The sequence below is a fragment of the Helicobacter bizzozeronii genome (assembly GCF_900196775.1).
Lineage (GTDB): Bacteria > Campylobacterota > Campylobacteria > Campylobacterales > Helicobacteraceae > Helicobacter > Helicobacter bizzozeronii.
Genome location: NZ_FZLB01000029.1, coordinates 15,750 through 38,362 on the forward strand (window position 1 = coordinate 15,750; position 22,613 = coordinate 38,362).

Annotated in this window: 17 protein-coding genes, 2 tRNA genes and 1 pseudogene; 14 read left to right on the top strand and 6 right to left on the bottom strand. The window is 45.7% G+C overall.

Going from position 1 to position 22,613, the window contains the following annotated elements; translation table 11 throughout:
- The 5 genes from C5684_RS03805 to C5684_RS03825 all read left to right on the top strand — a co-directional run bounded on the left by C5684_RS03805 (nucleotide 1) and on the right by C5684_RS03825 (nucleotide 3,365).
- The gene (locus tag C5684_RS03805) at nucleotides 1-675 is read left to right on the top strand and encodes a phosphoribosyltransferase (protein ID WP_006015901.1); all 675 of its coding nucleotides are present in this window, start codon (nucleotides 1-3) and stop codon (nucleotides 673-675) included.
- 8 nt (nucleotides 676-683) lie between these two features.
- Nucleotides 684-2,768, top strand: a complete 2,085-nt coding sequence (locus C5684_RS03810) for a polyribonucleotide nucleotidyltransferase (protein WP_104639464.1) — start codon at nucleotides 684-686, stop codon at nucleotides 2,766-2,768.
- Between the two features lie 79 nt (nucleotides 2,769-2,847).
- Nucleotides 2,848-3,159: a F0F1 ATP synthase subunit C gene (locus tag C5684_RS03815; RefSeq protein ID WP_034581476.1), complete on the top strand. Its 312-nt coding sequence runs from the start codon at nucleotides 2,848-2,850 to the stop codon at nucleotides 3,157-3,159.
- 19 nt (nucleotides 3,160-3,178) lie between these two features.
- Nucleotides 3,179-3,263 (top strand) — tRNA-Leu (locus C5684_RS03820).
- Between the two features lie 15 nt (nucleotides 3,264-3,278).
- Nucleotides 3,279-3,365 (top strand) — tRNA-Leu (locus C5684_RS03825).
- A 76-nt stretch (nucleotides 3,366-3,441) separates the two neighbouring features.
- Here C5684_RS03825 and C5684_RS03830 read toward each other — a convergent pair.
- From C5684_RS03830 to C5684_RS03850, 6 genes are read right to left on the bottom strand one after another with little or no spacing between them, the layout of a single operon-like run.
- Complete coding sequence (locus C5684_RS03830) at nucleotides 3,442-4,302, bottom strand: bifunctional riboflavin kinase/FAD synthetase (RefSeq protein WP_104639465.1); 861 nt, start codon at nucleotides 4,300-4,302, stop codon at nucleotides 3,442-3,444.
- Complete coding sequence (gene tlyA, locus C5684_RS03835) at nucleotides 4,271-4,990, bottom strand: 23S rRNA (cytidine-2'-O)-methyltransferase TlyA (RefSeq protein ID WP_104639466.1); 720 nt, start codon at nucleotides 4,988-4,990, stop codon at nucleotides 4,271-4,273. Before tlyA ends, C5684_RS03830 begins: the two co-directional genes overlap by 32 nt.
- 22 nt (nucleotides 4,991-5,012) lie before the next feature.
- Nucleotides 5,013-5,147: a hypothetical protein gene (locus tag C5684_RS09680; protein ID WP_267891223.1), complete on the bottom strand. Its 135-nt coding sequence runs from the start codon at nucleotides 5,145-5,147 to the stop codon at nucleotides 5,013-5,015.
- Nucleotides 5,148-5,205: 58 nt separating this feature from the next.
- Entirely contained in the window at nucleotides 5,206-6,555 is a 1,350-nt protein-coding gene (locus C5684_RS03840; protein ID WP_104639467.1) for a class II 3-deoxy-7-phosphoheptulonate synthase, read from the bottom strand.
- Nucleotides 6,556-6,560: 5 nt separating this feature from the next.
- Nucleotides 6,561-7,121 (bottom strand): Holliday junction branch migration protein RuvA, encoded by a 561-nt coding sequence (ruvA, locus tag C5684_RS03845; RefSeq protein WP_041602856.1) that lies wholly within the window; start codon nucleotides 7,119-7,121, stop codon nucleotides 6,561-6,563.
- 1 nt (nucleotide 7,122) lies between these two features.
- On the bottom strand, nucleotides 7,123-8,949 hold the full coding sequence (locus C5684_RS03850) for an ATPase (protein ID WP_013890960.1): 1,827 nt from the start codon (nucleotides 8,947-8,949) through the stop codon (nucleotides 7,123-7,125).
- Nucleotides 8,950-9,084: 135 nt separating this feature from the next.
- Between C5684_RS03850 and murJ the strand changes: the two genes are divergently transcribed.
- The 9 genes and pseudogenes from murJ to C5684_RS03900 form a co-directional block, all read left to right on the top strand.
- Entirely contained in the window at nucleotides 9,085-10,548 is a 1,464-nt protein-coding gene (gene murJ, locus C5684_RS03855) for a murein biosynthesis integral membrane protein MurJ (RefSeq protein WP_104639468.1), read from the top strand.
- Nucleotides 10,549-10,564: 16 nt separating this feature from the next.
- Nucleotides 10,565-11,995 (top strand): cysteine--tRNA ligase, encoded by a 1,431-nt coding sequence (cysS, locus tag C5684_RS03860; RefSeq protein WP_104639469.1) that lies wholly within the window; start codon nucleotides 10,565-10,567, stop codon nucleotides 11,993-11,995.
- Nucleotides 11,996-12,086: 91 nt separating this feature from the next.
- Entirely contained in the window at nucleotides 12,087-13,112 is a 1,026-nt protein-coding gene (locus C5684_RS03865; protein WP_104639470.1) for an aliphatic amidase, read from the top strand.
- An 87-nt stretch (nucleotides 13,113-13,199) separates the two neighbouring features.
- Nucleotides 13,200-13,784, top strand: a complete 585-nt coding sequence (locus tag C5684_RS03870; protein WP_104639471.1) for an NAD(P)H-dependent oxidoreductase — start codon at nucleotides 13,200-13,202, stop codon at nucleotides 13,782-13,784.
- 70 nt (nucleotides 13,785-13,854) lie between these two features.
- Entirely contained in the window at nucleotides 13,855-16,152 is a 2,298-nt protein-coding gene (locus C5684_RS03875) for a polysaccharide lyase family 8 super-sandwich domain-containing protein (protein ID WP_104639474.1), read from the top strand.
- Nucleotides 16,153-16,730: 578 nt separating this feature from the next.
- Entirely contained in the window at nucleotides 16,731-17,375 is a 645-nt protein-coding gene (locus tag C5684_RS09130; protein WP_158650183.1) for a mechanosensitive ion channel domain-containing protein, read from the top strand.
- 1,175 nt (nucleotides 17,376-18,550) lie between these two features.
- Nucleotides 18,551-19,165, top strand: coding sequence for a hypothetical protein (locus C5684_RS03890; protein ID WP_233704304.1), 615 nt, complete (start codon nucleotides 18,551-18,553; stop codon nucleotides 19,163-19,165).
- Nucleotides 19,090-20,361 (top strand): annotated as a pseudogene (locus C5684_RS03895) (hypothetical protein); the annotation flags it as partial. The gene C5684_RS03890 and the pseudogene C5684_RS03895, both read left to right, overlap by 76 nt.
- A gap of 136 nt (nucleotides 20,362-20,497) precedes the next feature.
- A partial coding sequence (locus tag C5684_RS03900; RefSeq protein WP_199764486.1) for a hypothetical protein occupies nucleotides 20,498-22,613 on the top strand: 2,116 nt, incomplete at its 3' end.

Sequence of the window (22,613 nt, forward strand, 5' to 3'; positions counted from 1 at the left end):
ATGGGAAACTTAGTCGATGATTTTATGTTTGCTAGCCAAGAAGATGCATTATCACAACTCATCAATGAAGTGATGATCCGCCACTTAGACACCCAAAACGCCATTGTGTTAGCCACTAGTTTAAATGGACTCAAGTTTGCCCATGTGCTCTCCCAAAAATTAGGCACGACATTTGATTTTCTCTTTAGCGCGCCCATTTATGCTCCGCTCAATAGAGAATGTGAGATCGCTTTGGTGAGTGAGAGCATGGACATTATCATGAATGAAAACCTCATCAATTCCTTTGAAATCACCCTAGATTATGTCTATGGCGAGGCTAAACGAGTCTATGAGGAAGAAATTTTGTCTAGGATTTACAAATTCAGAAAAGGCAACACCATTAAGTCTTTGGGGAATAAAAGCGTCTTCATTGTCGATCATGGGATTGAAACAGGCATCACGGCTAATTTGGCGATTCAAACCTGCATGGCTAAATTATCTAAAAATATCTATGTCTTAACGCCCATTGTCCCCAAAGATGTCGCCACGCGTTTAGCGACCCTTTGTGATGGCGTGGTGAGCGTCTATCGGCCCGAATACTTTGTGTCCATCGAACATTACTACAAAACCCCCATTAGCATCACACAACAAGAAATCGAAGACATTTTAAACGCTTCCATGAAAAATATCAACTAAGGAGAACCATGCCCACAATCCAAATTGGAAATGAAGAATTTAAAACAGATTACGCCGCCCGCCAAGCCACCAGCTCCCTTTGGTATAAACATCAAGGGACAATCATTCTAGCCGCTGTGGTGGTGGATAAAACCCCCGTTACAACAGATTTTTTACCCCTAAGCGTGCAATATAGCCAAAGATCGTATGCCATTGGGCGTTTCCCGGGGGGCTTTAGCAAACGCGAGGGCAAGATGAGCGAGTTTGAAACCCTCACCTCACGCATCATCGATCGTTCCTTGCGCCCCCTTTTCCCCAAAAATTACGCCTACCCCACCCAAATCACCCTTTTAGTCCTCAGCCACGATCAACAAAGCGATTTGCAAGTGTGTGCGCTTAATGCCGCTAGCAATGCGCTTTATTTGGCTAACATGGGCATCAATGCCCCCCTTTGTGCCCTGCGGGTAGGTAAAATTGACAATAACTATGTCTTTAACCCCAGCGTGTCAGCCATGAAAGAGAGCACCCTAGATTTATATGTCTGCGGGAGTGTGGAGGCGTTATTGATGATTGAAATGCAAGCATGCGGGCAACACTTCCACCCCCTCCCAGAAGATCAGCTCTTAGAAGTGCTTTCCTGCGCCCACCAACGCATCCAAGAGACTTGCCAAAAATACACCCATAGCTTTGAACCCTTGCGCAACCCCCCCAGCCTGCCCCTAGAGTTTAAGCCCAAAGAAGACAAGGCATTACAAGCCCTCATCCACGAGCATTTTCACCCCCAAGTCTTGGAAATCACCGCCCAAATGGCTAAGAGCGAACGGCATGCCGAACTGGCTATGCTCACCTATGAAATCGCTTTGGATTTAGAACAAAAAGGGCATGGCTATGTTTTTGAAGAAATCCAAAGTGCCCTGAGTAGCTATGTAGCTCAAGTTATTAGGGGTCAGATTTTAGAGCAACACAAACGCCCCGATGGACGCGATCTAGACACCATCCGCCCCATTAGCATTGAAACTAATATTTTACCCCATTGCCATGGGAGCGCGCTTTTTACCCGTGGGCACACCCAAGCCCTAGTAACTTGCACGCTGGGCTTAGAGAGCGATGCTAAAATCCGCGAACATTTAGATGATAAAGCCCTCACTAAAGAAAAATTCATGTTCCATTATAATTTCCCCCCCTTTAGCGTGGGGGAGGCAACTCCACTGGGCGCACCCAGCCGTAGAGAACTTGGGCATGGCAACTTAGCCAAACGCGCCCTAGAGAGCAGCATTATAGATAAAAACCAAGTCATACGGCTTGTTTCTGAAATTTTAGAGTCCAATGGGTCTAGCTCCATGGCGAGCGTGTGCGGGGGGTCTTTGGCTTTGTGTGCCAGTGGGGTGGGTGTGCATGCCCTTGTTGCGGGCGTGGCGATGGGCTTGATTTTAGAGGGCGATAAACATGTAATCTTAAGCGATATTAGTGCCCTAGAGGACATGCATGGGGATATGGACTTTAAGATCGCAGGGAGCTTAGAGGGGATCATGGCTATGCAAATGGACACCAAATTACAAGGTATCCGCCTAGATTGGCTCCAAGAAATTTTAGAGCACGCTAAAAAGGCACGCTCTGCCATTTTGGATCGCATGCAAGAGGCTAGGGAGCGCCTTGTATTAAACACCCAAATCTTACCCACTTTGCAAAGCTTTAACATCACGCCTAAAAAAATCGCTTTGGTCATTGGACCTTCGGGCAAAACGATCAAAGAGATCATCGAGCGTTTCCAAGTGCAAATAGATTTAGACAAAGCTAGTGGGCAAATCCAAATCAAGGGCACGCATGCAGAGGGGATTTTAGGGGCTAAACACTTCATCTTAGACTTGGTGCAACAAGAGAGCCCACAGAGCCCACCCTACCATGTTGGCGAGATCGTAGAGGTGGAGATCAAAAAAATCGTGGATTTTGGGGCTTTTGTGCGCTTGCCTAGAGGGGGGGAGAGCTTGTTGCACAAGAGTTGCTGGGAGCAAAGGGGCTTGAGTGCGGATTTTCTCCACGAGGGGGGCAGGGTTACTTGTAAAATTGTCAAAATCCACGCCCAAAGCCATAAAATAGACCTAGATTTGGCTTGAAAATTAAGCTTAAGCATGCAATAATCCCCTTTTCTAAGAACGACTTGGAATAGTGGAAAATAATAAATCGGAGTTGGTGATGAAGTTTTTTGTGCTTTTCTTTTGTGCGATGGCAGGACTGGCCTTTGGGGCAGATTTTAGCGGGGTGGATATGATTAAGTCCTACTCTGTCGTGGGGGCTGTCGTGGGCTTGGGGGTGGCTGCTTGCGGGGGTGCCATTGGTATGGGGAATGCCGCAGCAGCTGCCATCACCGGCACGGCGCGCAATCCGGGCGTGGGTGGTAAGCTCTTGACAACCATGTTCATTGCGATGGCGATGATTGAAGCACAGGTCATCTATACTTTGGTCTTTGCAATCATTGCGATTTACAGCAATCCGTTCTTGGCTTAATCAAAAAGGAGGGGCATAAGCACTGGTGGTGGAATTGGTAGACACGCCATCTTGAGGGGGTGGTGAGGCAACTCGTGCGAGTTCAAGTCTCGCCCAGTGCACCATAAACGCATTTTTGTGCCAAAATGGTGGAATTGGTAGACACGCTAGACTCAAAATCTGGTGGGGGCGACCCCGTGTCGGTTCGAGTCCGACTTTTGGTACCATATTTAACTTCTAAATTATATCCAGCTCATCATAGAAATAGAGGGCGGGTTTAACCCGCATACCAACCCCCATGTTTCACTGCAACTTTAAAATACTCTTGGCCTTTAGCATATCTAGGCTAATTTGGTGTTTCAGGCTCTCCAAATCTTTAAAAAAGGTGTTGTTGCGGATTTTTTTGACAAAAATCACGCGCAAATGGTGGGGTGTGGTGGGGATTTGTGCATCTAAGACATGTGTCTCAAGAGCCAGCTTGCCATCTGTGCTCAAGCGGTGCCCTAGAAAACTCACCCCCCAAAAACACGCATGGGCAAATTCCACGCGCGTGGCATACACCCCAAAACTAGGCAAAAGCTCCGTGGGCTCCAGAGCCAAATTAAGGGTGGCATAGAGTTTTTTATGCCCGAGTTGTTGCCCCATCACCACCGGACCTTCAATCACAAAGGGTCGCCCCAAGAATTTATGCGCTAAAGCCACATCCCCGCGTTTGACGCACTCCTTGATATGATAAGAATGCAAAGAGATACCCCTAATTTTAATCTCGGGGATGATCTCTAGGGTGGTGTGGGGGCTTAAAAGGGAACGCAATGTATGGACATCGCCTAGGCGATCTTTGCCAAATTTAAAATCATAGCCCACGATGATTTTTTGCAAATGGGGGAATTTTTGCTCCAAAAGCTGGGTAAAATCTTGGGGTGAAAGGGAGCGCGCACTCTCTAGGGGCAAAAAAAACACCTCTTTAGCATATTGTTGGAGCAAGCAAGCCCGCTGGGACAAAGAGGTTAAAACTTTTTGGGGCTCTTGGCTGGCGACCACTAAGACACCTGCTGGGGGGCTTAGGCGTTTTAATAGCCGTTGGTGCGCCACATGCACGCCATCAAATTTGCCAATCGCTAGGCTGGTGATATTAGCGTGTGAAATGGATAAAAGTTTCTGCATTGCCCTCTTTGCCCTTGATGGGGGATAATTGCATGTGCTGCACCCTAAGCCCCAGTGCTTGTGCCTCACCAATAAAGGCTTTTAAACGCTGGGCGATGGTCTCGGCACTGAGCACAACGCCTTTTTTATTGCGTTTGGCTTGCTTGCCCACCTCAAATTGGGGTTTAAAGAGCAACAAATAAGCACGGCTCAAGGGGATTAGGCTTTTTAAAATCAAGCTCAAAGAAATAAAGCTCACATCACAAGTGATCAGGTCGTAAGTTTCTTGGGTTTGAAAACAACGGATGTCGCAATGTTCGTGTAATTCAATTTGGGGGTGCCCTCTGAGGGCAGGATCAAGCTGGTTGCTCCCCACATCCACGCACACCACCCTTTGCGCACCCTTTTCTAACAAAACTTGGGTAAAGCCCCCGCTACTTGATCCCACATCTAAGATCACCTTGTTAGCGCAATCTAGGGGATTGTGCTCCAAGTAAGCCCAAAGTTTTTTGCCCGCACGGCTCACAAACATGCGTTTGGATAGATTTAAATTTTGCTCCAAATCAAAGAGTAACGCCCCCTTGATCTCCAAACTAGGCTTGTTTAAAACCCGTTCAGCCACCCACACGCCCCCCTCTAAGATCAACTCCTGTGCCTTTTGGCGGCTATTACACAAGCCCTTAGACACCAAATACTGATCCAAACGCAAAGAGCCCTCCTTAAACCCCCTCTTATTTTTGTTCGGGTTGCCAGATGGTTTTTTCTGAAGGCGTGTAGTCCTTTTCATCCTCTAAAATCTGACTCCTACTCTCTGAACAGGCGGCAAAAAAGAACATAACCACCCCAGCTAATAGCCACAGCCTCATCTGCAATCCTTTGGTTTGGGAATAAGGAATATTATAAAGCGAGTAATGTTAAAAACCCCTAAAATACGCAGGAGCGCACCACACGGGTTTTGAGCATTTGGGCGAGTAAAAAAGCCAGCTCGAGAGCTTGGGTGGCATTCAGGCGTGGGTCGCATTGGGTGTAGTAGTGGTTTTGCAACCCCTCTTCGCTCAAGCCCTGCGAACCCCCCACGCATTCGGTTACATTCTGACCCGTCATCTCTAAATGAATCCCGCCCACACAGCTACCATGCTCTTGGTGAATCTCAAAAAAGCTTTTGACCTCTTGGAGAATGTCCTCAAAGCAACGGGTTTTGATCCCTTGAGCGGTCTTAATCGTGTTGCCATGCATGGGATCACACACCCACACCACTTCTTTTTTAGCCTTTAATATCCCCTCTAGCAAGGGGGGGAAGAATTGGGGGAGGGCTTTAGCTCCCATGCGCACGATAAAGCTCAAACGCCCCATTTGGTTTTGCGGGTTGAGCACTCCACACAAACCCAACATCTGATCTAAAGTGGTCTTAGGACCGATTTTCACCCCGATAGGATTACCCACCCCCCTTAAAAACTCCACATGGGCTTGATCAAGCCCTCGTGTGCGCTCCCCAATCCAAAGCATGTGTGCCGAACAACTATACCACCCCCCACTCAGGCTATCTTGGCGAATTAGGGGCTCTTCATAGTTGAGCAACAACGCCTCATGGCTGGTGTAAAAGTCAGTTTCTCTCAAAGTGGGCACATTACTAACCCCACAAGCCTGCATAAACTCTAGGGCTTGCGTGATTTGCATCGCCAAGCTGGCGTATTTTTGCCCAAAGTCGTTATTTTTGACAAAATCCAAATTCCAGCGTTGCACTTCGGCTAAATCGGCTAACCCCCCCTTAGCAAAGGCACGCAAGAGGTTTAGGGTGGCTGCGCTTTGGTGGTAGGCTCTAAGCAAGCGGGTCGCATCGGCTTCTCGCTCCTCTAAACCCACCCCATTAATCATATCTCCCCGATAAATGGGGACTTCTTGACCCCCGATATTCTCGCTCTCTTGGCTTCTGGGTTTGGCAAACTGCCCGGCTACACGCCCCACCTTCACCACCGGACACCCCCCCCCAAATGCCAAAACCACGCTCATTTGCAAGATGATTTTAAACAGATCGCGAATCCCATCGGCACTAAAACTGCTAAAGCTCTCAGCACAATCCCCCCCCTGCAACAAAAACGCCCGCCCACAGCCAGCCTCTCTAAGCGCGCTTTGCAAGGAGCGGATTTCTTTAGCAAAAACTAGGGGCGGGTAACTTCTAAGGGTTTGCTCGACTTGCTTGAGGGCTTGGGGGTCCTTATAGGTGGGCTGTTGCAAAATGGGGAATTTGCGCCAACTATCAACTTGCCATTGCATAGAATCTACTTAAGTTGCTTGAGGGCTTGTTTGATACGCTCGCTTGTGCTCAAATCAGGTGGCAAGGAGGCGCACACTTTTAATGCCTCATTCTTTTTAAAGCCCAAACTCTCTAAAGCCAATACTGCTTGTATTAAAGGCGCGCTAGGGGCGGGGCTGGGCTGATTTTCTACAAAATAGCCGGCTAAATCGAGCATGATCTTGCCCGCTAGTTTTGCGCCCACGCTGGGGACCTTCTGCAAAGCCTTTAAGTCCTTGACTTGGATCAAGGTTTCAAATTCTGTCGGGTCGTAAGTGGAGAGAATGGCTAGAGCCACTTTGGGTCCCACCCCGCTAATTTTAATGAGGCGTTGGAAAATTTCTTGCTCAGAGCGTTGTAAAAATCCAAAAAGCAAATGCGTATCCTCGCGGAAAATAGGCGTGGTGTGTAAAAACACTTCTTGACTCTCTTGGAGTTGTTGGCTGGTTTGCAAACTGATATGCACGCCATAGATCACACCTCGCACATCTAACTCCATAAAAGTGGGGGCGAGCAAGGACACCCTACCTACCAAACCGACAATCATGCTAAAACTTGCTGATGTGCTGGCGGCTACTGACCCTTACCAGCTCTCCATTCTCTTTATCTAGGGCAAAATCCGTCATTTCACCATTTTCGGTTAAAATGCTTTGGCTTCTCCCACTGTAAGTTTTGATACAACCAATGGTGTTAAAAGCCGTCCAAGGACTATCAATATGCAACTTAGCCTGTTTCATACCCGACTCAATTTGCACCAAATTATCTAAAAACTTATGGTTGAAGTCTTGGATTTTTAAAATATAAAGGTGCAAAATCTTAACCCTTTTTAAGCAATCCATAAAATCGTAGTAAATCCGCTTGATCGACTCCTCCTCAATGAGGGCTTTGCGCGTGGCGACATCGGCGTTCCGGATTTTGTCAATAGTGGACTGGTGCTTTTGCACAAAAATATTGAGTTTTTGGTATTGCGCCATGACCTTTTGGGCTTTTTCTTTATAGGTTACCATGGACTCTTTAGTTTCCTCTAAGACCCGCTTGCTCTCTGGTTCAGCAAAGGCTGAAAAACAAAATTTATTTTCATTGCCCTCCATGCTTTCCAAGGAGCAACGGGAAGAAAAATAAAAAGTATTGTTAGATTTAACTTGTTTTAAACTAATCTCCTTGGCAAAGATTTGGCTACCACTACTAGCTTCAACTTCACAAACCTCGGCAATGATTGTTCCTCTATCGGCATACTTGCACTGTACTTTCTTGGCTTTACACGAACCCTTATTGTTAGTGATTGTGATGTCGTCAGCCTCTGCACTACTGCTGGTGTGTAGCTGCCCCTCGATCACCACCTTTTGGGCGACCAATTTGACATTTTTCCCCACATTCCCCTTGATAAAAATTTCCTTAGCCTCTACCCGTAAATTAGTCTCTATAGCATTGTCAATCTCATTTTTAGCCGTGATATAAAGCGAAGGACCATTTTCAACACCCCCCAAAAACATGGGCATGCCCGTGCTCTTCATCTCCGTGTAGGTGGTTTTAGTAAAACTCTTCAGCTTGTCATCAACCAACGCCACATATTGGGCAATCTTAGAGGAATAAACCACTTTAGTGGGCAAGTCTTTGATCTCAAAGGCTTCATTGCTATACTCCAACGCAAAGGGGGCAATCTCTTGCTCTTTGACCACAACGATCTGCCCCTTGAGATCCCGTCCGCTCACCCCTTGGGCGGGCTTGATATACTCTAGCACCACCTCGCCTTTCCCCACGCCATAAATGGCATTAATAGGGGCTTCTTCTTTATTTGTGCGCTCCCAATTCTCTTTGAGGGTAAAACACACGCAACCGGGTTTATTAGGAGCATAACGCGCACTTTTGAGTAAAATTTTGCCGGGCTGTTTATCTTGGGTGGCATAATCGGTTAATTCTTTTTTAAAAGCCGTGTGCTGGGCACTCATTTGGCGCAAGATGATTTTATTAAGAGCCATCAACGCCTCAACGCAATCGCAAAGCTCATCAAAAAGCCCCTCATCATTCACGATCAAAAAGGGATTCTCAAAGACAACAAAGAGTTTGTCGTTCTCCTCAGAAACCTCAATATCCAAAAAGTAGCGGAATAACCTTTTTTTAATACAAATATCATAGCGTTGGATCACACTTAACTTAGTATTCTCAAAAAAGACATCATCATCAATCTGTTTAGCATTCTCTCCCTCTAAAATCTTGTATTCAGATTTAGCCTCAAAACGCACCAAAGTATGCACTTTTAAGAGATCAAACCACAAATCATGGACATCTAAATCATAAGCCTGAGCCACTTTCTCCAGCTCTGCTTGGATGTCCCCACAATTTTCAACCACTTTAGAATAAAATTCGCCTGCCAAAACAATTCCTTAGCTTAAATCACTCGTGCCACTCTCAATCCTGCCACTATAGCCTGCGATTATAGTATAATTCCCTTAAAAGTATGGTGAATCGGGATCAAGGGTTGCCCTCCACATCTTAGTAGCGGAGTATTTTTGCTTAAAAAATTTTTTTTAACCACCAGCTCGGGGATTTTATGCTCCCGCATTGCTGGATTTATACGCGATTTGTTGAGTGCGTCCATTTTGGGGAGTGGGGTTTATAGCGATATTTTCTTTGTGGCGTTCAAATTCCCCAATCTTTTTAGGCGAATCTTTGCAGAAGGGGCTTTTACCCAGAGCTTTTTGCCCGCCTTTATAGCCAGCAAGCACAAGGGGGCTTTTAGCGTGAGTGTGCTTGTGATCTTTAGCGCACTCTTGGTGCTTTTTTCCTTGCTTGTGGGTTTCTATGCGCCCTTTTTCACCAAAATTTTAGCCTATGGTTTTGATGCCCGCACCATTGCCCTAGCCCAAGACATCGTGGCGATCAATTTTTATTACCTGCTCTTGGTCTTTCTAGCCACCTTTTTTGGGGCGTTATTGCAATACAAAAACCACTTTTTTGTGAGCGCTTACCAAACTATTTTGCTGAATTTGGGCATGATCGTGGCACTCTTGCTAGGCAAGGATAAAGACTTGCTGGAGGTGGTCTATTACTTGAGTTATGGCGTGCTGATTGGGGGGATAGGGCAGGTTGTGGTGCATTTCTATCCCCTCTACATGCTAGGCTTTGACAAACTCTTTAGGGTGGGCATAAAACAAGTTTATTTGTGTTTTAAAAGTCCTAGCCAAGAGCGCAAGAAAGCCACCCTCAAAGGTGAGCTCAAGGGTTTTTTCAAGCAATTCTTTCCCAGCGTGTTGGGCAACTCGGCTAGCCAAATTTCCTCTTTTATTGACACCCTCTTAGCCTCTTTTTTGGCAACGGGTAGCATTTCTTATCTTTACTATGCCAACCGCATTTTCCAACTCCCCCTAGCCCTCTTTGCCATTGCCATTTCCACCGCCCTATTCCCCACCATCGCCAAAGCCATTAAAAACGCCCAGCAAGATATAGCCATCCAGCACCTCCAACAAGCCCTTTATTTTTTAACCACCATGCTTTTGCTCTGCACTTTAGGGGGGGTGCTCTTAAGTGAATTCATCATTTCCTTACTCTTTAAGCGCGGGCAATTTGGGGCTGCCGATGTGATTCAAAGTGCTGCAGTTTTTAGAATGTATTTGGTGGGGCTTTTGCCCTTTGGGCTAGCCAAAATCTTTTCCTTGTGGCTTTACGCACACCACCAGCAACTCAAAGCCGCTAAAATCTCCCTTTACTCCCTGATCTTTGGGACTATTTGTTCTTTAAGTTTGATGCCCTACTTGCAAGCTAGCGGCCTAGCCCTCTCTAGTTCTCTAGCGGGCTTTTTACTCTGCTTTTTAAACATCAAGGCTTTTGGCTTTAAGCGCTTTTTGGGCATGATCACGCTTAGATCTCTTTTAAAATTAGCCAGCTTTTTAGCCCTAGAAACCCTAGCATTGCTTTTATTCCTGTGGTGCTTGGGGGCTTGGCACACACAGCACGCCCTCCAACGCCTATTTTAAAATCCAAAGGTAAAACATGAAACCCACTTACTACATTTATGATAGCCACCAGCAACAAAAAGTGCCCCTAGAGCCCATCCAACCTGATTGTGTGAAAATTTACATCTGTGGTCCCACAGTCTATGACTATTCCCACTTAGGGCATGCCAGAAGTGCGATCGCCTTTGATCTACTCCAACGCACCCTAGAGCTTAGTGGGTATGGCGTGCAGATTGTCAAAAATTTTACCGACATTGATGATAAGATTATCCACAAAGCCCAAAAAGAGCAAACCGACATCAAAACCCTAAGTGAACATTTCATTGCTAGTTATTTGGAAGACATGCAGGCTTTGGGCGTGCAACGCGCCCATTTAGAGCCCAGAGCCAGCCAGCATTTAGAAAGCATTGCCCAAATGATCCAAACCCTCTTAGATAAGGGTTGTGCCTACAAAACTAGCAATGGGGACATCTATTTAGACACCACGCGCGATCCGCGTTATGGGGCTTTGAGTGCGCATAGTTTGGATCAAGAGAGTTTGAGCCGCATTGAGGACAACCCTCACAAACGCCATGAAAAGGATTTTGCATTGTGGAAAGCCTACAAGGGGGATTGCGATGTGGGTTATGATAGCGTTATTGGCAAAGGGCGACCCGGCTGGCATATTGAATGTTCGGCGATGATCTTTGCTAATTTAGCCTACCATGAGCACCCTTATCAAATTGACATCCACGGGGGTGGCTCAGACCTATTTTTCCCCCACCATGAAAATGAGGCGAGTCAAACCCGTTGCGCCTTTGATCAAGAATTAGCCAAATACTGGATGCACAATGGTTTTGTCAATATCTCGGGGCAAAAGATGAGCAAGAGTTTGGGCAATAGTTTTTATATTAAAGATGCGCTCAAGGTCTATGATGGGGAGATTTTGCGCAATTACCTTTTAGGCACGCATTACCGCGCGATTTTGCACTTCAATGAAGAGGATTTGCTCGTGCATAAAAAACGCCTCGACAAGCTTTATCGCCTCAAAAAACGCGCCCTAGAGTTAGCACAACCCAGAGCAGATAATGCCCCTAGCCCCTTTGGATTTGCCCTTTTGGAGTGCATGCAAGATGATTTGAATATCTCTAAGGCTTTAAGCGTGTTAGAGGAACATTTACGCCTTTTAAATGAAAGCTTGGATCATGCGCCCAAACCCACCAAAAAGCAAAAAGCCCAAGAGATTTTGCAAGATTTAGCCTTTGTGGAAACACTTTTAGGACTGGGGGGCAAAGACCCGATGCTGTATTTCCAACTGGGCGTAGATGGGGCGCTTAAAGCCCATATTGAGGCGCAAATCCAGTTGCGTTTGCAAGCCAAACAAGCTAAAAATTTTGCCCTAGCCGATCGCATAAGAGAGGAGCTAGCCACGCAGGGCATTTTATTGATGGATCGGGTGGAAGGCACAATCTGGGAAAAATTGTGGTGATTATTTTTTATTAATAGATTATTTAGGGTTGGGGTGTAGAGTGCGCCCTTGGAGTGCCAAACTCTAATCCAACCAAATTTAAGGAGATGATATGAGACACGGAGATATTAGTAGTAGCCCAGACACCGTTGGCGTGGCGGTGATCAATTACAAAATGCCCCGCCTACACACCAAGCAAGATGTTTTAGACAACTGCCACAACATCGCTAAAGTCATTCATGGCGTGAAACAAGGTCTGCCCGGGCTGGACCTGATTATTTTCCCCGAATACAGCACACATGGGATTATGTATGACAAACAAGAGATGTTTGACACCGCATCCAGTGTCCCCGGTGAGGAGACCGCTATTTTTTCTGAGGCTTGTAAGAAAAATAAAGTTTGGGGCGTGTTTTCTTTGACGGGCGAAAAGCATGAAAACCACCCCCACAAAAACCCCTACAATACCTTAATTCTCATCAATGACAAAGGCGAGATCGTGCAAAAATACCGCAAGATTTTGCCATGGTGCCCCATTGAGTGCTGGTATCCGGGGGATAAAACCTATGTGGTAGAAGGTCCTAAAGGCTTGAAAGTTTCCTTGATTATCTGTGATGATGGGAATTACCCCGAAATTTGGCGTGATTGTGCGATGAGGGGGGCTGAGCTCATCGTGCGCTGTCAGGGCTACATGTATCCAGCCAAAGAACAACAAATTACGATGGTAAAAGCGATGGCGTGGGCTAATCAGTGCTATGTGGCTGTGGCGAATGCGACTGGGTTTGATGGGGTGTATTCTTACTTTGGACATTCTAGTATCATCGGTTTTGATGGGCGCACTTTGGGCGAATGCGGGGAAGAGGAAAATGGACTCCAATACGCCCAGCTCTCCGTGCACCAAATCCGCGATGCTAGAAAATACGATCAAAGCCAAAACCAACTCTTCAAGCTCTTGCACCGCGGTTATAGCGGAGTCTTTGCTAGTGGGGATGGGGATAAGGGCGTGGTAGAATGCCCCTTTGAGTTTTATAAAACTTGGGTCAATGATCCCAAAAAAGCCCAAGAAAATGTGGAGAAATTCACCCGCTCAAGTGTAGGCGTGGGGGCTTGTCCGGTCTATGATTTGCCCCATAAGGACTAATTAGGCTTTCTTGGAGGGGGTGGGTTTAGGCTAGGTTGGGGAGTAGCCTAGATAATTCTTTTTCACAACATATTTTCAAGGATCACCATGCGGATTTTATTGCTCAATGGGGCTAAGGACTTTGGGCACTCTAAGGGCAGGCTGAATACAAGCCTCCATGAACATGCGCTAAAAATTTTGCAAGAGTTGGGGCATAACACCGCCCAAACCCACATCGATCAAGGCTATGACATAGAGGAGGAGATCGCCAAAATCCTCAGAGCCGATGTGTTGGTTTGGCAAATGCCGGGTTGGTGGATGGGTGAGCCTTGGATTGTGAAAAAATACATGGATGAGGTTTTCACCATAGGGCATGGGCGGCTATATGCCAATGATGGCAGGAGTCGCACCAATCCTACCAAAAATTACGGCACGGGTGGGCTTTTGCAGGGCAAAAAGTATATGTTCTCGCTCACTTGGAACGCCCCGGCTGAGGCTTTCACTAATAAAGAGGAATTTTTTGGGGGTGTGGGCGTGGATAGGGTGTATTTACACCTACACAAAGCCAACCAATTTTTGGGCATGCAGGCTTTACCCACCTTTATCTGCCATGATGTTATCAAAGACCCGCAGATAGAACAATACTTTAAAAATTACACCGCACATTTAAACAAGGTCTTTGCTCATCTTTAAAAAATACACTTGCTCTAAGATCAATTACCTAGTTTTGAGGGTTGTTCAAAAATGGGTGCTAGGGGTTATGATGCTAGCCTCCCTCTTGCATGCTAGCCCCCCCAGTGTCCAAGAGATGCAACGCATGCGCTTAAATTTCAAGCAATACACGCTCAATCTCCCCCCCTCCACCCAGCAAAATCAACAAGACCTAGAGCATGCCATTAAAGAAGGCATGCAAGCATTGGATATGTGGATTGCCAACAGCACCCATGTTCTCAACTCATATAAGATACCCAAGCGTGTCCAGTTATTGCAAAGCACGCTCAAGCTGATTAAAGACCTTGTGCGTGTAGATGAAATCCCCAAACAACCCTATCACCACTCTTTAGCCTTGCAGGATCGCATCATCCAAGCCCTCAAAGTTTTTTTAAGCCACTATGTGGTGGGCGGGGCTGAAAGGGGGAATTGGTGGCATTGGGAGATTGGTATCCCCAAGTTACTCAATGAAATTTTGGTGATGGGCTATGATTGGATTCCCCATCATTTGCGATTAGAATTATTGCGCGCCCAAAGGTATTACCAGCCCAATCCCAAGTATTCAGGCTTATCTCAAGGGGCGCAATTTAGCAGTAACCCCAAAGCGCGCCTATCTCAAGGGGCTAACCGCGTGGATACCGCTTTCATATCGCTCATTCGGGGCATTTTGGAGCAAAACCCCACCGGCATTCAAGAAGCTTTAGAGGCGATCCAAATTGTTTCGCAAAGCGTGGATTTTGGCAATGGGTTTTATAGCGATGGATCGTTTATCCAACATGGACATGTCCCCTCTAATGGGTCTTATGGGATTGTGCTGTTAAATGGCTTGGCACAATTTATGCTGGTGCTTGATCACACGCACTACCAGCAAGAGAATTTGTATTCTAACGATTTATACGCCAATATTTTAAAATCCTACCCGTATTTGCTCATCAATGGCGGGATCAACCCCTCAGTGTGTGGGCGTAGCATTAGCCGTGATTTTGAAAATGACACTAGCCGTGCGCATGCCTTGCTGGGGGATTTGGCAGTTTTATCAGCTTATGTGCCCCCAAGTTACCAAGAGCACTTGCAAAGTTTTATCCAAGCCAGCATACAACCTAGCGATCTTAGGCACATTAAAAATCTGTGGAAACGCCACGCCTTAGAGAAAATTTTAAACAAACCTATTTTGTCCCCCACCAAACACCCGCCTGTGAAAATCTTTGGGGCGATGGATCGGGTCGTGCAACTGGGTGCGCATGGGGGCAAGATTGTCTTAGCCATGCATTCTAATCGAATCTTAAATTATGAAACCATGAACGGGGAAAACTTAAAGGGGTTTTATACTAGCGATGGCATGACCTATATTTATGGCGGGAGTAAAGACCCTTTTATGGACTACTGGGTCAGTGCGGACATGTTCAAATTGCCCGGGACCACAGAGATTATGCAAGCCTATAGCGATCCGGGCATACCCAAAAGAGGCAAACTTAGCCCCAATGCTTGGGTGGGTGGGGCTTCTAATGGGGATTATGGCTTTGTGGGCATGGATTTTGTTTCCATGAATGGGGATTTGCGGGCTAAAAAATCTTACTTGTTTTTGGGCGATGAAATGTTAGCTTTAGGGAGCAATATTGACACTTCACAGCCAGCTATCACCACCATAGACAACCAAAAAATTAACTTGGGCGATCAAGCAAGGGTTTATCTCAACAACCAAGAGTGGCAAAATTTTAAAGGGCACTTGAAAAAAGGCGATTGGATTGCCTATGAAAATCTAACCCAACATTCCAGTATCGGTTATGTAATGGTGCAAGAAGCCCCTATCTCTATCCAAATGGTGCCTAGAAGTGGGAGTTACCAAGCCATTGGGGGTCAATCCAGCCAAGAGTTGCGCGCTAAGTATTTGGAAATCACCCTCCCTGCTCAAAGCGATCATTATGCTTATTTGATCTTGCCCCATTTTGGCAAAGAACAGATCAGCCATTACCCCATTCAAGATATTGTCATTTTAGCCCAAAATGAGAAATACCATGCCGTGCAAGTGCCCTCCAAACATTTATTAGCCATCAACAAATGGCAAGCGGGTAAGCTCAAGGTGCAAGATTTGAGCTTAGAGGATGCTCTTTCAATCTTAGAAATCAAAGCGGACGATCATGTGCAACTGAGCATCGCCGATCCCACCCAACAACTCACCCACCCCACCCGCCTAAGCCTAGAGGGTCGCTACACGCTTATGAGCTCGAATCCAAATGTTCAAATCACCCACCACCATAACCAAACGATTCTAACGCTGACTCTCCCCAAAATCGGGGCTTCTCTAGTGGTCGATTTGCGCCCGCTTAAGCCCCAAAAGCAAAACAGCTAAACAAATCAAAATCACATTGTTAATCAAGGCTCTAGTCTCTTGCATTGCCTTCTGGTGGATACCACTATCCCCTGAAAAACTAGAATTTTCATTCAGCACCAAATCGGGTCGGTTATATGCCGTATCTGCCCCGGCGAAGAAGGCATTAGAGCAAGGTGGTGGGTGTAAAGTAGGGCAACAAAATGCAATCTATAAGATTGGTTTTTGACTCCTTATTTCCCCAAAAAAGCCCCAGTCTACCCCACTGTAACCTAGTAGGAAAAAACAAAATGATTAAAGACAGCACTATATATTACGAACTTATTTTCCTTCCATTTGGAGTATTTGCGATCATATTTATTCTGCTGTCTGCATTTTGGTCTCTCTGTAGAAAAATAGCACACAAAAGGCACAAACCTACTCACAAGATCAATAAAGATTTCTCTACTTTGTGGAACATATTCTTCTACTCTTACATTGTCATCTCCTCTTCATGTCTCTTGTATATGTTATACTTGGTATTTCTAAAAAACGCATCTACATCTATAACTACAAAAACTATAGAAGCTATTCTAAACACCCTCTTAAGTCTAACAACCTTGCGCATTGCCCGTATTGCCCTAAATTGGCTAATTACTCGGCGAACTATCGCAATGATCCTAGAAAATGTGCGTGAGGGGGATCGAATAAGAGTTTCTAATGGCAAAGACACCTATGTAGGAGATGTAATTAATATTTCTTGGTCGCATCTAACACTATTTGAAGATGTCACACTGGATACATGCCTCAAGAATAATGGAAGGGCTGGGCGTTTTATCTCTGTGCCAAAACACCACATTAATACAAACTTGTTTATCAACTATAACCACCTTAGTTACCTTGGCATCAACATGGTGTGGGATAGTGTAGATTTTTTGATTGATTTTAAATCTAATTTGCGAGCCGCTAGAGACATAGCCGAAGAAATTGCCACAGCACACTCTAAAGATTATGTGGAGAAAATGCGTAAACAGTTAGATAAAAAAAGAGAATATCTCATGTTTGATTCGCAGAACAACATAGAAAGAATGGCTCCCAGGATATTTATCATGCCAGACAAAGGAGGAATGCGTCTTTATGCATTTTACATCGCAGATCCTCGCGAAACGCTAGAATTACGATCTGAAATCTCTATTGCTATCGTGGAAGCGTTTAACACTTCAGACGATATACTTATCTTAGATGGCGCAAAAAAAGAGTCATGATGTATTGCATACGACTAAAAACTGACAGAATACGCCATTGCATGTTCTACTTTTTGAAAATCGCTATATGTGGCAAACAATTTTACCTATATGCTCAGATGCCCCAAACTATCACCCAAATGATTCTATTGCAAGTGAGAAAAATGCCTTTCCAAAAACAAAAATGAACTCTAAAGATAGAGAAAGAAAATTGTGTCCTTTGTTTGAGATCGCAATTCAAGATTTGGCATGCTCCACACAACTAAAGTTAGGAATTCTAACTCTATGTGGAAATCGTGGATTCAAATAGGACGGCTCGCTTTGGAATCTTATGTTCCCTACGCTGAGGTTGATGACCTCAAGGGTATCACCCTTTGATCATGGTTATGGCATAGATGGCTCATATAAAAGAAAAGCAAGAAACCAGTAAGGCTTTGAGCGATCTAATTTACACCAAAAGGTAGGCAACCCGCAAAACCAAACAGATCAAGCAGGCTTTTCTCCTAACAAAAAACCTGACTGATAGACTTATTGCCTCTATCAACTTCAAGCCCACTAAGCTCAGTATCCAAGAGAAACATAACGACCGATTGATTAGACCTAGCTATGTGCTTGAGAGCGGGGGACTAGGCATAGAGTGCAACAGAAATGCCACAGAGGTAAGGGGGCTTTAAGGGATAGCTTGGTGGAGCAAGCCAAGTTATATTAAACCTTCTCTCTACGAGAATAAAACACTCTCTTGAACATTGGACCTTCTAGATTGGCTAGGTATGGATAAGATTTTTTGTGTGTTGCCACTCTAGCCAATGGAAACTATCTCCGTGTTATCCAAACGCCCAAATACCACAGAGATAAGCCCTGCTTAACTATCACAAAATCACCCATAAAATTGCGCGTTATACACAAATGATTGCGGAGCAAAAGGACCTTTAAGCCCTTTGAATCCTGATTATCAAGGCAATTCTAAAAAGACCCCTTGACAAACACTAAGTGCCAACTTTTTTGACACGGCTGAGGCTTATGGAGCATAACAAGCAAGTTTGGGATTTGAAGTGTGATTCAAACCCCAACAAGTTATATCACAAGTTATATCAAAAATCAATCAAGCCCTAGGAGAGTGTGTGACATATCGCTAGAGCGGAGCAGACAAAGCCACAATCTCCACCCGGCAAACCCATGGGCACCCCCACTTTTGGGTGGATAACTTGGGCAACTGGAAGAACGACCCCAATGTCAGCGTCAAAATTGGCGAGCAAATCGAACTCGCCTCTTGGCAAAAAAGCCCTTTTGAGCCTTTGACAGGTCGGGGCAGTGATAAAGGGGTTAGAACTTACATAGTTCCAGATAACCAGTCCTACAGACCCCGTTTAAAGGCGCAATTAAGCGGTTTGGGTGTTAAGGGGAACACGGACTTTAATGCCAACTTTGATAACTTGGAGATTTTGAGTCAAACCATTTACCCTGAAGTGGTGGACAATGCGATAAAAAGCGAAATCAAGCACTATTCAGCCATGAAGCATATTGATTTTATCAAAGAGGCTAGCGATAGCTTGACGGAGTGGATTCAAGTTAAGCGTGATAGGGGGCTTGTGTGTGCGCTGAGCAATGATTTTACGAATGTGGTCGTGTGCGATCAACAAGATGGCTTTAAGACTCCAAATGCCGCTAATGACCCCGTAGAGAACTTAACCCAGTTAATCCAGCCGGGCGATACCATGAGTGCTAAAGCCATTAGAAGCCTAGAAAATTCTTTTATATCAGTTACAGCGATGATCTATGTAGGAAAATCGCCAACCAAGTTAGGGACTTGATGAAGTCCAAGTTTTACGCCCAGATTTTCCCAAAACCCCTAGAATTCTTGCAAGATAACGCCCAAGAGTTTGTTTTAAGAGAGGGTGGGGGACTCTTTGTCACCACGCTTAAAAGCGCATTAACCGGATTCCACGCCCACCAAATCCTCATCGATGACCCGATAAAAGTGAGCGAAATGAGCAGCAAAAGCGCAGTAAAGGCAGTCAATGCCAACTTTAAAGAAAGCGTTTTAAGTCGGCTACAAGATAACCAAAGCAACATCACGATCTTAATGCAACGACTAGGGCTCAATGATTTATGCGCCTTTTTGCTCTCAGAACGCGAATTTGAGCCTGCACAAATTGCTAGCTGGAAGGTCATTAAGCTTAAAGCCTTAAACCCCCAAGAGGAGTGCTACTCCATTAAGGATTTTAGCTACACCCGCGCGCCTAACACGCCGCTTTTTCAAGCCCGCCACAACGCCGCCCAATTAGAGGATATGCGTTTGCAAATGGGCAATGACGAGTTTAGCGCGCAATACCAGCAAGAGCCCCTAGCCACCAGTGGGGGATACTTTGAGCCCCAATACTTCAAGCAGATTTTTAAGCACGAGCTCGGGCAGTTCAACACCTTTATTTTTGTGGATAACGCCCTATCTCTTAAAGAATCCGCAGATAACCGCGCGATTGTGGTTGTTGGCGTTGAAAACTACCAAGAAAACGCCCGTTATGTCGTTTTAGATGTCTATTGCGGGGTTTGGAGCGAGGAGCAGACCATTAATTACATTCTGCAGGCAAAAGAGCAATACCCGGAGGCTAAAACTTATATTGAGAGCGATGGCGGAGGGTTAGTCTTGCACCGCTTACTCTTGGTGGAATTGGCTAAATTCAACCAGCGTGCCAAAGAGCAACACAAGAGCCCCTTAAATGATGGCATCTTTTGCTACACGCCCAGCCGTCAGGTTAGCAAGGTGGCTAAAATCAAAGCCATGCGCCCCTTTTACAACACGGGGTTTTTGCTCTTTAGCCATGCCTGCCAAAACCTCAGACAACTTAAAAAAGAACTCTTTAGCTTCAACCCCGACAGGCCTTATAAACAAGATGATTGTATTGACGCTTTAGCCTCTTGCATCAACCACCCCGATGCCAAACCCCCCTACACACAACCCCCCCAAACCCCCTACAGAACAGCACACAGGCGGACATGGAGGATTTGAGCCATTAAAGCCCTTTCATTCTAATGTGCCCGTTTGACTATTAAAATGCTAACGCATTTTGCAAAAGCAGAGCTTTGGCTCATTAAAGCTTCGCTTTAACCCTTGTCTTGTGTAGCTAAATGCGTTAATGTACCCTATGGCAACGCTAGACTTTGAAAAAATAGCCCAACAAGGAATCAAGCCCCAAGAGGTGTTAGACTTCCTTAAAGGCACAGAGCATAATTTTAATTTAGATGCCCTAGAGAAATACTACAAAGATAACGGGCTAGACTCTGAGCAGATCACGCGCGCGCTTTATCACGATCTAAGCAATATGCAGGGCTTTAGCTTTGTTAGCCCTAAGCAGAGTGTTAAAGAACTTGCCAAACCCCTTTTTAACACGCCCATAGACACACAACCCCCAAGCCCCCCCACACAGGCAAGCCTCTTAGAAGCTCAGAGCTCTGCTAACCCTCCAAGCCCCCCCACACAGGCAAGCTTAGAAGCTCAGAGCTCCACTTTAAACCTCCTAAGCACGCCCCTAAACCCCCCCAATGTTAAAAAGTCCGCCCAAGAGGTTTTAACAGAAATCAAGCAAAAAGCCCAGCAATTAAAAGCAGATGATCTGCACCCCCTCAAAGAGGCAGGCTCAGAGCTTTTAGAGATGTTTGCAGGAAGCCCCACGGCTAAGCACAGCCGACAAATTGCCAGTTATGGGGAGTTGGTGGAGCAAGCCATAGAGCATAAAATCCCCTATAGCAAGTTACCAGAGAATGTAAAACGCTTTTTAGAGCGCCGCTATGTGGTGGATAAGGGGCTAACAGGGGCGATGATACACCAAAAGGAATACCAAGAGGGCGTGGATCAAGGGCAATTAGAATACCAATCAGAGATCACCCGTCAAGGCATCTTAAAGGTCAAAGACGCTAAGGACTTAAGCGATGCGCAAAAAAAGCAAATCTACAAAGATAGAAACATCTTCCGCACTTTGTGGAATAGTGCATTTAAAGACCCCAATGAGGATTTAAAGCAATACCAAGAGGACCAAGAAGCCAAATACATCGGCAAGCAAGCGGCTAGGGATTTGTATTTCCATAAAAACACTGATCCGCAACACTCTGTTTTTAGATTTTTATTCTCTAGCGACCCCAAAGAGCAAGAAAAGAGCCGCCAAGCGGTGAGCAATGTCATCAAAGCCGCTGGGTTTGAGGATGCCATCTTCAAAGATGGGGACACCTACGGGCTCAAAGAGGGCAAGGCCTATAAAATCCAAGAAGGCTTTTTTGAAAACTTTAGCCAGTTTGTGGTGTCTAATGCAGGCTCTTTAGCGGGCTCTATAGCAGGGGCTAAACTTGGACTTGCTAGAACCCGTAACTTCTATGGAATGGCTGCTGGGGGGGCTATAGGGGCATTCTTAGGGGGGAGTTTAGATTATGCCTTGAGTAACTATGTCCTAGATCGTGAGGGCAATTTTAAGGATATGTTGCACTACATGGCCGAACAAGGGGCTTTAAGCCTTGTTGGCGATGCCGTGTTTAAGGGCGTGGCTAAGAGCGCGCAAAGTCTCAAACCCTTAGCCAGTCTTGTTGGGCGCAGTGTGGATTATATCCCCTTTGTAGGGGCTTCAAAACGCTTTATGAGCGGGAATGTACAAGCCGCCCAAAAGGTCCTAGCAGAGGTCTACACCCCAGAGCAAGAACAGGCATTAAAAGAGTTTGCCGAGCACTTTGGTGGTGGTGTTAGGCTCAATGCCCAAGCCACAGGGCTAAACAACAGGATGAAAGCCCAATTTGGCGAAGACTCCAAGATTTACAAGGCTTATCAGAGTGTAGAGGACATTTTCAGACTCACCAAGCAGAGCGAGCAACAAGAGGCGTTCATTAGGGCGATTAGAGCCGATGAGAGCGGCACATTATTAGCCTTTTTGATTGAGGCGGGCAATTCTAGCCCCAAAGCACACAACACGCTCAAAGGGATTTTAAACAAGACCACGCAGAATTTAGAGGAACAATTACAACAACTGCATTTAAAACCTACCGACATTAAAGCTATCTTTGAGGATTTAGAGAAGGGCACTAAAGAGTCTTATGCGGATGCCACCGAGCGCATCATCCCCCAAGTGCTAGGCGATCTAAAAACCACGCTTGATCCCACTCAGGCTAAACAAATCCGCCAAGAGTTCATTAACCAAGGATTAGACCTAGAGGCACAATCCTTTTTAAAGCAGATTGAGCACAATATTTACAACAAAGAGGGCGTAACCTTTACCCAAC